At 74.4% G+C, this 11730-nt stretch carries 11 protein-coding genes and 1 riboswitch; of the genes, 1 reads left to right on the plus strand and 10 read right to left on the minus strand.

Features of this window, described 5'->3' with window-relative positions; translation table 11 throughout:
• Nucleotides 1–36: 36 nt before the first annotated feature.
• The 8 genes from hisG to BMW99_RS13490 all read right to left on the minus strand — a co-directional run bounded on the left by hisG (nt 37) and on the right by BMW99_RS13490 (nt 7368).
• On the minus strand, nt 37–885 hold the full coding sequence (hisG, locus tag BMW99_RS13455; protein ID WP_069466266.1) for an ATP phosphoribosyltransferase: 849 nt from the start codon (nt 883–885) through the stop codon (nt 37–39).
• 126 nt (nt 886–1011) lie between these two features.
• Nucleotides 1012–1284 carry a phosphoribosyl-ATP diphosphatase gene (locus BMW99_RS13460; RefSeq protein WP_069466267.1) on the minus strand — a complete coding sequence of 91 codons (273 nt, stop codon included), beginning with the start codon at nt 1282–1284 and terminating at the stop codon, nt 1012–1014.
• A gap of 33 nt (nt 1285–1317) precedes the next feature.
• Entirely contained in the window at nt 1318–1803 is a 486-nt protein-coding gene (ribH, locus tag BMW99_RS13465; RefSeq protein WP_069466268.1) for a 6,7-dimethyl-8-ribityllumazine synthase, read from the minus strand.
• Between the two features lie 177 nt (nt 1804–1980).
• Nucleotides 1981–3255 (minus strand): bifunctional 3,4-dihydroxy-2-butanone-4-phosphate synthase/GTP cyclohydrolase II, encoded by a 1275-nt coding sequence (locus BMW99_RS13470; RefSeq protein WP_075016860.1) that lies wholly within the window; start codon nt 3253–3255, stop codon nt 1981–1983.
• Nucleotides 3252–3929 (minus strand): nicotinamide mononucleotide transporter family protein, encoded by a 678-nt coding sequence (locus BMW99_RS13475; protein ID WP_069466339.1) that lies wholly within the window; start codon nt 3927–3929, stop codon nt 3252–3254. Before BMW99_RS13475 ends, BMW99_RS13470 begins: the two co-directional genes overlap by 4 nt.
• A complete protein-coding gene (locus BMW99_RS13480; RefSeq protein ID WP_069466340.1) occupies nt 3926–4543 on the minus strand; it encodes a riboflavin synthase in 618 nt (205 codons plus the stop codon). The genes BMW99_RS13475 and BMW99_RS13480 overlap by 4 nt, the downstream gene beginning before the upstream one ends.
• Nucleotides 4544–4545: 2 nt before the next feature.
• Complete coding sequence (gene ribD / locus BMW99_RS13485) at nt 4546–5646, minus strand: bifunctional diaminohydroxyphosphoribosylaminopyrimidine deaminase/5-amino-6-(5-phosphoribosylamino)uracil reductase RibD (RefSeq protein WP_245791427.1); 1101 nt, start codon at nt 5644–5646, stop codon at nt 4546–4548.
• Between the two features lie 139 nt (nt 5647–5785).
• A riboswitch (FMN riboswitch) is annotated at nt 5786–5916 on the minus strand.
• 102 nt (nt 5917–6018) lie between these two features.
• Nucleotides 6019–7368, minus strand: a complete 1350-nt coding sequence (locus BMW99_RS13490; RefSeq protein ID WP_075016862.1) for an ROK family transcriptional regulator — start codon at nt 7366–7368, stop codon at nt 6019–6021.
• A 116-nt stretch (nt 7369–7484) separates the two neighbouring features.
• Here BMW99_RS13490 and BMW99_RS13495 point away from each other — a divergent pair, with 116 nt between their 5' ends.
• Entirely contained in the window at nt 7485–8735 is a 1251-nt protein-coding gene (locus tag BMW99_RS13495) for an MFS transporter (RefSeq protein ID WP_069466293.1), read from the plus strand.
• Nucleotides 8736–8840: 105 nt separating this feature from the next.
• Here BMW99_RS13495 and BMW99_RS13500 read toward each other — a convergent pair whose 3' ends face one another.
• Both BMW99_RS13500 and BMW99_RS13505 read right to left on the minus strand, forming a co-directional pair.
• Nucleotides 8841–10136: an alginate lyase family protein gene (locus BMW99_RS13500; protein ID WP_069466292.1), complete on the minus strand. Its 1296-nt coding sequence runs from the start codon at nt 10134–10136 to the stop codon at nt 8841–8843.
• A gap of 483 nt (nt 10137–10619) precedes the next feature.
• Nucleotides 10620–11462: a helix-turn-helix transcriptional regulator gene (locus BMW99_RS13505; protein WP_069466291.1), complete on the minus strand. Its 843-nt coding sequence runs from the start codon at nt 11460–11462 to the stop codon at nt 10620–10622.
• Nucleotides 11463–11730 lie beyond the last annotated feature (268 nt).

The raw sequence follows: 11730 nt of genomic DNA on the forward strand, positions 1-11730 counted from the left end.
AACCGGCGGCCGCACCGCGGCCGGGTTCGGGGTCGTTCACAGGCGTGCTGCGTGGATGCCGGTGGTGAGGATGGCGCGGGCGCCGAGCTCGTACAGCTCGTCCATGATGCGCTGCGCGTCGGCGGTGGGGACCATGGCGCGGACGGCCACCCAGCCCTCGTGGTGCAGCGGGGAGACGGTGGGCGACTCCAGTCCGGGGGTGAGCGCGACGGCCTTCTCGACCTGCTCGACCCGGATGTCGTAGTCCATCATCACGTAGCGGCGGGCGACCAGGACGCCCTGCAGCCGGCGCAGGAACTGCCGGACCTTGTGGTCGTCGGCGTCGGCGCCGACGCGGCGGATGACGACGGCCTCGGACTCCATCAGCGGCTCGCCGAACGTCTCCAGGCCCGCGTTGCGCAGCGAGGTGCCGGTCTCCACCACGTCGGCGATGACCTGCGCGACACCCAGCTGGATCGCGGTCTCCACGGCGCCGTCCAGGTGCACGACCGCGGCGTCCACGCCGTGGTCGGCCAGGTGCTTGGCCACCACGCCCTCGTAGGAGGTCGCGACGGTCATGCCGCCCAGCTCCTCGACGGCGGTGGCGGTGCCGGGCCGCGCGGCGTAGCGGAACGTGGACCGGGCGAAGCCGAGCTGCAGGATCTCCTCGGCGCTGGCGCCGGAGTCCAGCAGCAGGTCGCGGCCGGTGATGCCGATGTCGAGCCGGCCGGAGCTGACGTAGATCGCGATGTCGCGCGGGCGCAGATAGAAGAACTCCACGTCGTTGGTGCTGTCGACGAGGACGAGTTCCTTGGACTCCTTGCGCTGGCGGTATCCGGCCTCATGGAGCATGGCCGACGCGGGGGCGGAGAGCGAGCCCTTGTTCGGGACGGCGATGCGCAGCATGGGGGCGGGTTCCTTTTCCTTCGGTCGTGACGCGGATCCGGTGCGGGGTCCGGTGGTCGTGCGGTCCGGCCGGCCGCCGGTGGGCGGCCGGCCGGGGTGCGGCAGGCGGGCTGCCGCGGGGCGGTGTCAGAGGTGGGCGTAGACGTCGTCCAGGGAGATTCCCCGGGCGACCATCATCACCTGCACGTGGTACAGGAGCTGGGAGATCTCCTCGGCCGTGGCGTCGGCGCCCTCGTACTCGGCGGCCATCCAGACCTCGGCGGCCTCCTCGACCACCTTCTTGCCGATCGCGTGCACGCCCTTGCCGACGAGCTCCGCGGTCCGGGACGTGCTGGGGTCGCCGGTGGCGGCCTTGTGCTGGAGCTCGGTGAAGAGCTCCTCGAATGTCTTGTTCGCCATGGTGGTCCTAGCGTACGGGGAACGGGGCCCCGCTCACCGCCACGGTTCGGATACTGAACGCAGGATGGTCGCGGTGGCCACCGCCGCGGTGACCGCCTCGTGGCCCTTGTCCTCCGTCGAGCCGGGCAGGCCGGCCCGGTCCAGCGCCTGCTCCTCGGTGTCGCAGGTGAGCACACCGAAGCCGACGGGGACGCCGGTCTCGACGGAGACCTGCGTCAGGCCGGCGGTGACGCCCTGCGAGACGTACTCGAAGTGCGGGGTGCCGCCGCGGATGATCACCCCGAGCGCGACGATCGCGTCGTACCCGCGGCCGGCCAGCACCTTGGCGACCACCGGGAGTTCGAAGCTGCCCGGCACCCGCAGCAGGGTCGGCTCGTCGATGCCGAGGTCGTGCAGGGCGCGCACGGCCCCGTCGACGAGGCCGTCCATGACCTCGGTGTGCCACTGTGCCGCGATGACCGCGACCCGCAGGTCCTCGCAGTTCTTCACGGTCAGCTCGGGGGCGCCCTTACCGCTCACTTCTCTCCTCGGTTCCTCGTTCGGGTGGGCCGGTGCGGTCGGTGTGCCGACCGCCCGGCCCGGTGGTGACGTGTGGCTGTGTCGCTGTTCTGCCGTATGGCTGTTCTGTTGTGTGGCTGTGCTGCTGTGCCGTCGCGCTGCCTTGTCGACGTGTCGCCGTGTCGACTCGGTGACGGCTCAGTGATGGGCCGCGTCCAGCCACGGCAGGTCGTGGCCCATCCGGTCGCGCTTGGTGCGCAGGTACCGCAGATTGTGCTCGCCAGCGGCGACCGGCATCGGCTCGCGTCCGAGGACGTCCAGGCCGTGCCGGACCAGCGCGCCGGTCTTGTCGGGATTGTTGGTCATCAGCCGCAGCGACCGGACCCCCAGGTCGGCCAGGATGTCCGCGGCCGCGCCGTAGTCCCGGGCGTCGGCCGGCAGGCCGAGCTCCAGGTTGGCGTCGAGCGTGTCGCGGCCGCGCTCCTGCAGTTCGTACGCGCGCAGCTTGGACATCAGCCCGATGCCGCGGCCCTCGTGGCCGCGCAGGTAGAGCACCACGCCCCGGCCGGTCTCGGCGACCCGGCGCAGCGCGGCCTGCAACTGGGGGCCGCAGTCGCAGCGCTGGGAGGCGAAGACGTCGCCGGTCAGGCACTCGGAGTGGACGCGGACCAGGACGTCCTGGCCGTCCCCGATCTCGCCGGCGACCAGGGCGATGTGCTCCACGCCGTCGGCGGTGCTGCGGTAGCCGTAGGCGTGGAAGTCGCCGAAGGCGGTGGGCAGCGCGGTGTCGGCCTCGCGGCGCACGGTCGGCTCGGCGGACCGGCGGTAGGCGATCAGGTCCTCGATGGAGATGATCGCCAGGCCGTGCTTGCGGGCGAACGGCACCAGCTCGGGGAGCCGGGCCATCGTGCCGTCCTCGAGCGCGATCTCCACGATGGCCGCGGCGGGCCGCAGTCCGGCCAGCCGGGCCAGGTCGACACCGGCCTCGGTGTGACCGGGGCGGACCAGCACGCCGCCGGCCCGGGCCCGCAGCGGGAAGACGTGGCCGGGGCGCACGAAGTCCCCTGCCGCGGAGGCCGGTTCGGCGAGCATGCGGATGGTCCTGGCCCGGTCGGCGGCGGAGATGCCGGTGGTCACGCCGTGCTCGGCGCTCGCGTCGACCGAGACGGTGAACGCGGTGCGCATCGACTCGGTGTTGGCCTCGACCATCTGCGGCAGGTCCAGCCGGTCGAGGTCGTGGCCCTCCATCGGCACGCAGATCAGGCCGCGGCACTCGTTCATCATGAACGCGACGATCTCGGGGGTGATCTTCTCGGCGGCGACGATGATGTCGCCCTCGTTCTCGCGGTTCTCGTCGTCGACGACCACTACGGGCCGGCCGGCCGCGATGTCGGCGATGGCCCGCTCGACGGGGTCGAGCACGAGCACGGTCTCGTCGTACCAGTCGTCCTGCAGTGCGGTCACGGCGCTCATGCCGTCACTCCTTCCGCGACGGTGGTGGTGCTCGGGGTGGATCCGCGGCCGCCGGCCGCGGGAGTGCGCGTCTGCTGCCACCAGGCGTACATCCCGGCGATGACCAGGACGAAGTAGACGATGTAGACCAGCCCGGAGAAGGGCAGGCCGCTGTCGAAGTTGAGCGGCACGCCGACCAGGTCGACGGCGAGCCAGGCGAACCAGAACTCGACCCAGCCGCGCGCCTGGGCGACCATCGCGGCCAGGGTGCCGGTGAAGATGTAGGCGTCCGGCCAGGGGTTCCACGACAGCGTCGGGTAGGCCAGGAACAGCGAGGCGACGGCGACGGTGCCGAGGCCGGTGGCGGCGACCAGCACCGCCCGCTCCCGCCAGGTCGCGAACCGGATGGCGACCTTGCCGCCGCCGGCCCGTCCGCGCTGCCACTGGAACCAGCCCCAGCCGGCGACGGTGATGACCACGAACTGCTTGCCGACCCCGCCGCCCAGGTGCGCGCTCCAGAACGCGGCGACCAGCACCGCGCCGGACAGCACCTGCACCGGCCAGGTGAGCATCGCCCGGCGCCAGCCCAGGGCGAGCGCGGCAAGGCCCAGCAGGTTGCCGATCATGTCGGACCACATCACGTGCTGGCCGAAGGCGGTGAACGCCTCGCCGTTCAGCCAGTGCAGCGCGCTCATCCGATGTCCTCCCCCGGTGCGGTGCCGCGGTCGCCGAGCATCCGCTCGACGTACTTGGCGATGACGTCGACCTCGAGGTTGACCGGGTCGCCGGGCTGCTTGAGGCCGAGCGTGGTCAGTGCGAGGGTGGTGGGGATCAGGCTGACGGTGAACCAGTCGTCGCCCACCTCGACGACGGTGAGGCTGATCCCGTCGACGGTCACGGAGCCCTTCTCCACGACGTAGCGGGCGAGTTCGGCGGGCAGCGAGACCTTCACGATCTCCCAGTGCTCGGCGGGCGTGCGCTCCAGCACGGTGCCGGTGCCGTCCACGTGCCCCTGCACGAGGTGGCCGCCGAGCCGGCCGCCGAGCGCCATCGGGCGCTCCAGGTTGACGCGGGAGCCGGCCGCCAGCGCGCCGAGGCTCGAGCGCTTGAGGGTCTCGGCCATCACGTCGGCGGTGAACACGCCGTCGCCGAACTCCACGACGGTCAGGCACACCCCGTTCACGGCGATGGAGTCGCCGTGCTTGGCGCCGTCGGTCACGACGGGGCCGCGGACGGTGAAACGGGAGGCGTCGCCGAGGTCCTCGACCGCGGTGATCTCGCCCAGCTCTTCGACGATTCCGGTGAACACGATCAGCTCTCCTGCGGTGCGGTGGGGACGGCGGTGACGCGGAGGTCGGGTCCGAAGCGCTCGACCTCGGTCACGTCGAGCCGCAACGCCTGCGCGATGGTGGTGATTCCTGCGTCGGCGAGGGCGTGCGGGCCGGCGCCGAGCAGGGCGGGGGCGAGGTAGGCGACGACGGAGTCGACGGCCCCGGCGGCCACGAAGGCCCCGGCGAGCGTCGGCCCGCCCTCCAGCAGCACCGAGCGCACCCCGCGAGCGTGGAGCTCGGCGAGCAACGCGTCGATGTCGAGGCCGGCGGAGCCCGCGGGCCCGGCGTACGGCAGGCGCACCACGTCGACGCCGGGCAGGTGGGCGGTGTCGGCGTCCTTGCCGACCGCGACCAGGGTGGGCGCGGCCTCGTCCAGGACGGGGGCGGCCGGGGTGATCCGGGCGCGGGTGTCGACGACCACCCGCAGCGGCTGGACGGCGCCCTCGATGCCGCGGACCGCCAGGTGCGGGTCGTCCGCGACGAGCGTGCCGGAGCCGACGACCACGGCGTCCGCCTCGGCGCGCAGCCGGTGCACGTCGGCGCGGGACTCCGCGGAGCTGATCCAGCGGCTGGTGCCGTCGGCCGCGGCGATCCGGCCGTCGAGGGTGGCGGCGTACTTCCAGCGCACGAAGGGACGGTTGCGGCGCACCGAGGTCAGCCAGGCGATGTTGACCGCCTCGGCCTCGTCGGCGAGCAGGCCGCTCTCCACGTCGATGCCGGCCGCGCGCAGCGTGGCGCCGCCGCCCGACGCGTGGGGGCTGGGGTCGGCGACCGCGAAGACCACCCGGGCCACGCCGGCCTCGATGAGCGCCTGGGCGCAGGGGCCGGTCCGGCCGGTGTGGTTGCAGGGTTCCAGGGTGACCACGGCGGTCCCGCCCCTGGCGCGGTCGCCCGCGGCGCGCAGCGCGTGCACTTCGGCGTGCGGGCAGCCGGCCCGCTGGTGCCAGCCCTCGCCGGCGACGGCACCGGCAGCGTCGAGGATCACGGCCCCGACGACGGGGTTGGGAGCGGTCGCGCCCAGCGCGCGCGCCGACAGCGCGACAGCACGACGCATCGCGTCGGTTTCCGTGGTGGTGGCCACCGGGTCCTCCTGCCTCATCGGGCACGGACTCCGGGGCGTGGGACTCAGCGGGAAAGCCGTCCGCTCCGAGGGCGCCACGACGCCCGAGGTCCCGGGATCGGGACCGGCCGAACGGCGGCACCACCTGAGTGAACGCCCGCCGCGCACTGCCTCCCATCCGGACTTTCACCGTCGGTCCAGGAATTCCACCTGGTCAACCGGCCGCTGGCTGCGGCCGGGTCGCGGACTATAACCGCCGGTTCGGAATTACACCGACCCCGGAGTGCGCGAACGTCACTTCTGCCGTCAAGTCTGCCACGGTCCGGACCCGGCACTCCAGCCCCCTCCCGTGCCTACTGGCTCACACCGGCGGCCGGCCGTCCCGGGCGGCGGTCAGGCGGGCGGCGTGAACAGGGTGTCCTGGGCGGCGTCCATCGCCGTGATGACCGCGCCGCGCAGGATGGGCGCGGCGCCGACCGCGGTGGGGTGGACGGTCGTCCGCAGCGGGGAGAGGCGGGCGAGGCGCTCGGCGACCCGGTCGGCCAGGACCCGCCCGCCCGCGAGCCCGACCTCGCCGGCCAGCACCACCCGGCCGGGGTCGACGACCGCGCAGATCGACGCGACCCCGACGGCGATGCGCGCGGCGAGCGCGTCGAGGAACGCGGCGGCGGCGCCGGGCAGGGGCTCGGTGGCGGCCGGGCCGCCCCGGGCCGCCGGACCCTCGCTCCCGGTGACCGCCGGGCCGCTCGTGCCGCCCGCGCCGTCCTTCGCGGGGGCGGCGTCAGCGGCGACGGCAGACACCGCGGCGACGGCGGACACCGCGGACCGCACGGCGCCGGCGGCGCCCGCGGCGTCCTGAGGCCCCCCCGCGGGCACGCCGTGCTCGCGGGCCAGCGCGCACACCGCGCGGCTGCCGGCCATCCCGTGGAACCCGTTGTCGCAGTCGGTGGCGGTGGGCAGCCCTCCGGTGGCGGACAGGGGCAGGAACCCGACCTCGCCCGCGCCGCCCGAAGTGCCGCGGCGCAGCCGCCCGTCGAGCATCAGGGCGGCACCGACCCCGCTGCCCAGCCACAGCAGCGCGAACGTGGCCTCGTCGCCGTCCGGTCCCGCGCCGGCACCGGCGCGCTGTTCGGCGACGGCCGCGAGGTTGACCTCGTTCTCCAGCAGCACCGGGACGCCGAGCCGCTTGCGCACCTCGTCGACCAGGTCGCCGTGCCAGGACGGCAGGGCGCCGGTCGGGCTGAGCCGGCCGGTGACCGGGTCGACCATGCCTGGCGCACCGAACGCGACGGTGTGCAGCTCGTCCACCCCGGCCGCCCGGGCGGTGTCCTGGAGCAGGCCGACGCCGTCCTCGAGCAGGCGTGCCGGGTCGGCGTCCGGCGCGACCGGCAGTTCGCCGCGGGCCACGGTACGGCCGAGCAGGTCGGCGATCTCCACGGCGATGCTCTCCACGCGGACGTCGAGCCCGGCCACATGGGCGCGGCCGGCGACGATGCCGTAGACGCGGGCGTTGGGGCCGCGCCTGGCCGCGCCGCTCTCGCCGACCACCTCGATCAGCCCGGAGTCCTGGAGCCGCTCCACCAGATCCGCGACGCTGGGCCGGGACATGCCCGTGAGTTCCTTCAACTGCCCTGCGGTGAGCGGCCCTTCCTGCTGGAGCAGGCGCAGCGCCAGCCGGTCGTTGATGGCACGGGCGATCCGGGGCGAGGCGCCCCGCCCGGGGTGCGCGCGGGTGGCGGTCATGCGGGCGATCCTTCCAGACGGCCCTGCCCGGGGTTCACGTCCCGGTTCCGCTGCCGGCGCCGCGGACCGCCGCAAAATCCTTAACTTTCAGGCAGGCTTCCTGATAGTTTACCCGCATGCAGAGCTCCGACGCCGTCGACCGCGCTCCGGGCGCCGTCCGCCGGGCGCATCTCACGATCGCCACAGCCTTCGCCGTGCACGGCGCGGTGAGCGGCACGTTCGCCACCCGCATCCCCTGGATCAAGGATCAACTGCACCTGAGCGCTGGCGAGTTGGGCCTGGCGCTGGTCTGTCCGGCGGTCGGCTCGTCACTGCTGATGCCGCTGGCCGGGCGCCTGATGCACAAGCTGGGCTCGCGCGCCGCGCTGCGCCTGCTGCTCGGCCTGTGGTGTGCCGCGCTGGCACTGCCCGCCCTGGCCCCCGGACTGCCGTGGCTGTGCGTGGCGCTGCTGGTCTTCGGCGCCAGCGCGGGCACCGCGGACGTGGTGATGAACGCGCTGGGCGTGGAGGTCGAGGAACGCAAGGGCAAGTCGATCATGTCGGGCCTGCACGGGATGTGGAGCGTGGGCACGCTCGTCGGCGCGGCCATCGGCGTGCCCGCCGCGCACGCGGGCCTGGACGCCCGGATCCATCTGGGCGTGATGGCCGCCGTGCTCACCACCGTCGCGCTGCTGGTGGGCGGGCGCGCGCCGGACGTGCGGCCGGCGCCGGACGAGGAGGCCCCGCCGCGGTTCGCGCTGCCACCGCGCTCGGCCCTGGTGATCGGGGCGATCGGGTTCTGCGGGGTCTTCGCGGAGGGCGGCAGCTCCGACTGGTGCGCGGTCTACCTGCGCGACATCGCGCACGCCTCCCCCGCGATAGCGGCCCTGGCCTACACGGCGTTCTCCTGCACGATGGCCATCACGCGGCTGCTCGGCGACTTCGCGGTACGGCAGCTCGGCGCGGTGACGGCGCTGCGTTCGGGCGGCGTGATCGCCACCACCGGCGGTCTCCTGGTGGTGCTGGCGCGCAGCCCGGCACCGGCCATCGCCGGCTTCGCGCTGCTGGGCGTGGGCATCTCGGTGGTGGTGCCGCTGTGCTTCGCTGCCGCGGGGCGGCGCGGCCCGGTGCCGAGCCAGGCGATCGCCGGCGTGGCGACCGTGACGTACACCTCCGGTCTGGTCGCGCCGGCCGCCATCGGCGCGATCGCCGGGGCGAGTTCGCTGACCGTCTCGTTCGTCCTCGTCACGGTGCTGACACTGGGGCTGGTGCTGGGCGCCGGCGTGGTCGGACCCGGGCGGGGTTCGCGGGTCGCGGCCGAGAGCGGGGGCGGCGGCGGACGCCGTGCCACGGCCGATGGGGCGGCGCCCGCGGCACGGGTGGAGTGACAGGCCCCGGGTCCCGGCTCGGTTGTGGGAGGCCGAGCCGGGACCCGGTTCAGCACGCTGGCCACGCCGCTCGGGTTCCCGAACCGGGCGGCCGGCGGCCGGCGTTCAGCCGGAGATGGGGTCCAGCTGCTCGGTGGCCGGGCGCAGCGGCCACAGGTCCCCGCCGGGCGGCGCCTGGAGCAGCGGGACCGCGCCCCGGGCCCTGGGGTCGCCGGCGTCGGCCGCGGCCCTGACCACGTCACTGGCCGCGAAGCGCTGGAACTCCAGCTCCGGATAGGGCCACGCGGCGGCGCCGGTGGCCGCGGGGAGCAGGAAGTCGACGGCGTCGAGGACCGTCGCGCCCGCGGGATTGCGGTAGTTCCACACGTCCACGCCTACGTGCCGGCCGATCTGGGCCAGCCGCGTCAGCGCCACCAGGTCGAACGTCGAGTAGTGGAAGCTGCGGGTGCGCGCCAGCTCCTGCGGCAGCCCGCCGTCCCCGGCCACCTGGGAGTCGATCCGCCGCGTCTCCGCGGACAGGACGGTCTGCCGGGCCAGGTCCCGGTGGCCGGTGGCGAGTTGGAGCGCGGCGAGCTGCATGTCGAAGAACGTGCCGTGGTTGTTGTCGGCGTCGGCCTCGCCGGCCGCGAAGCTCCCGCCGAGCCACGTGGTGAAGGCCGTGTACCAGTCCTGCATGCCCCGGTGGTCGGCACGGGTCCAGCCCGGTGCGCCGATGTCGAGGATCGCGGTCGCGTCGAGGACGTCGGTGAACTGCTGGGAGAAGTCGATGATGCCGATCGCCCGGCCGTCGGTCCTGCAGGGGATGATCTGGCCGTGGTCCAGGTTGGGGTTCATCCGCGTCGCCGGGTCGGTGAACCAGGTCCGCAGGATCTGGGCGGCGTGCTCGGCGTAGGCCGCCCGGCCCGTGTAGTACCAGGCCAGCGTGAGGGAGTAGACGGCGTTGAACATCCGGCCGCGGCCGTCGTGGTCGGTGATGGTGTCGACGTCGGGGTTGCGCACCCCGTCCTTCTGCACGTACGGGCAGCCCCAGGGGTTGTCCGCGGTCTTCGGCTGGGTGGGCCACCAGTACGGGGCCTGGCTGAGGTAGTCGTGCCGGTCGCCGCCGGGCGGGGTCTGCGGCTTGGACGTCACGGTCCACGGGCCCTGGGTGAGCCAGCCGTCGGCCTGGGCGGTGAGCTGGGCGAGCACGCCGGTCAGCGCACGGTCCCCGCGGTGCAGCGCGACGCTCGCCCGCTGCAGCCGGGTCCCGTCGAGCACCACCGTGTGCGGGGCGGGGCGGACCGGCGGGCGCCCGCCGTCGTGCCGGCCGGCGACGCCGGCCGCTCCCGCCGGGGAGTTCGACAGCAGCACCGCGGCCAGTGTGCCGCAGGCCGCCAGCAGTGCGGTGAGCCCTCTCCTCATCACGCGCTCCCATCGAGTCAAGGATATGAACAGTGTTCAGTACTTCGACCGGATGGAGCGTAGAGTTCCCCGGCACGACGGGCAATGGTCCGGACGCGGGCAATCGCCACCCAGCAGCAACCAGGGACGGCGCTTGGGAGTCGGCGAAGGGACGGACGGGCCGCCGGACGCCGTCCGTTCAGCAGGTTGGACGCACCGTGAGTCCGCGCGCGCGACAGGGCCGGCAGTGGCCGCAAAAGGAGACCTCCCGGCGGCCGAGGGCACGCAACAGGAGGTCAGGGGTCCGGCGGGCGCGCACGGGGGAATCGAGCCCGCCGGACCGTGACTCAACGGTAGCGGCCCGCCCGGGGCTGGTGGGCGCCTGAGGCACCAATTCATGCCGCGCATATACGCCATGGCGGGGGCGCGCCGCCATCAGCCTTACGGGGTAGGGGTGTTGGCGACGCGGGGGTCTCGCCGGGGCCCGTCCGGGCACCCCCGGCGTCACCCCACGGTCAGGTCCTGCAGGCCCACGACGCGCAGCAGTTGCAGCCGCTCGTACGACTCGGAGCCCGGGCGGGCGGTGTGGACGACCAGCCGCTGGTCGTGCCCGGCACTCAGCAGCACCTCGCACTGCAGCTCCAGCAGGCCGACCACCGGGTGCAGGAAGCGCTTGGTGTCGGACCGCCGCACGGCCACCTCGTGCTCCGCCCAGAGGCTCGCGAACCGCGGGCTGGCCGCGCGGAGTTCGGCCACCAGCGCGGCCGGCCGCGGATCGTCGGGCCGGGCCGCCAGCACCGCCCGCAGGCCGGCCACGTGGCCGCGGGCGAGCGTCTCGTGGTCCTCCTCGGGGAACAGCGCGAACCCCGCAGGGTCGGTGAACATCCGCCGGATGATGTTGCGCAGGTGCGGCGGCCGGGCGAAGACGTCCCCCGACAGCGCGGCCGACATGGGGTTCTGGGCGAGCACGTCGCCGATGTCGCTGATCACCTGAGCCGGGGTGTCGTGCAGCCGGTCGAGGATCAGCAGCAGCCCGGGCCGCACGTGCCCGCTCCCGCCGGTCTCGCGCGGCGGCTCCTCCCCCGCCAGGTGGAACAGGTGGTCGCGCTCGTCGGCGGTCAGGCGCAGCGCGCGGCCCAGCGAGGTGAGCATCTGGCGCGACGGGTGCGGGCCGCGGGCCTGCTCCAGACGCGTGTAGTAGTCCACGGACATCCCGGCCAGCTGCGCCACCTCCTCCCGGCGCAGGCCCGGCGTGCGGCGCCTGGCGCCCTCCGAGAGCCCCACGTCGCCGGGGGCCAGGCGGGTACGGCAGCGGCGCAGGAAGTCGGCGAGCTCTGGTCTGTCCACGGTTCCAGCATGCGGCCGCCGGCGGCCGGTATCCAGGGAGTGCCGATCCCCGGATCGGGCGCCCGCCCTCTCTCGGCCGCCGGCCCGGCCCACGGCGCGCGGCCACCGGAGCTCGCCGGACCGCGCCGGCCGCGGTCCGGCCGCACGGACGGGGTTCGGCCACACAGCCGGGGTGCACCCGCTCGGCCGGGGTCCGGCCGCACGGACGGGACGCACCCGCACGGGTGGCGTCGGGACGGGGGCCGCGCGTGCCGCAGCCCGTCGGCGC

Source organism: Actinacidiphila rubida, assembly GCF_900110255.1.
Lineage (GTDB): Bacteria > Actinomycetota > Actinomycetes > Streptomycetales > Streptomycetaceae > Actinacidiphila > Actinacidiphila rubida.

Excerpts from the sequence above, each read along its gene's own strand:
- hisG (WP_069466266.1), bottom strand. The coding sequence starts at position 885 with ATGCTGCGCATCGCCGTCCCGAACAAGGGCTCGCTCTCCGCCCCCGCG.
- BMW99_RS13475 (WP_069466339.1), bottom strand. The coding sequence starts at position 3,929 with ATGAGCGCGCTGCACTGGCTGAACGGCGAGGCGTTCACCGCCTTCGGC.
- BMW99_RS13490 (WP_075016862.1), bottom strand. The coding sequence starts at position 7,368 with ATGACCGCCACCCGCGCGCACCCCGGGCGGGGCGCCTCGCCCCGGATC.
- BMW99_RS13500 (WP_069466292.1), bottom strand. The coding sequence starts at position 10,136 with ATGAGGAGAGGGCTCACCGCACTGCTGGCGGCCTGCGGCACACTGGCC.
- BMW99_RS13470 (WP_075016860.1), bottom strand. The coding sequence starts at position 3,255 with ATGAGCGCCGTGACCGCACTGCAGGACGACTGGTACGACGAGACCGTG.
- BMW99_RS13460 (WP_069466267.1), bottom strand. The coding sequence starts at position 1,284 with ATGGCGAACAAGACATTCGAGGAGCTCTTCACCGAGCTCCAGCACAAG.
- BMW99_RS13495 (WP_069466293.1), top strand. The coding sequence starts at position 7,485 with ATGCAGAGCTCCGACGCCGTCGACCGCGCTCCGGGCGCCGTCCGCCGG.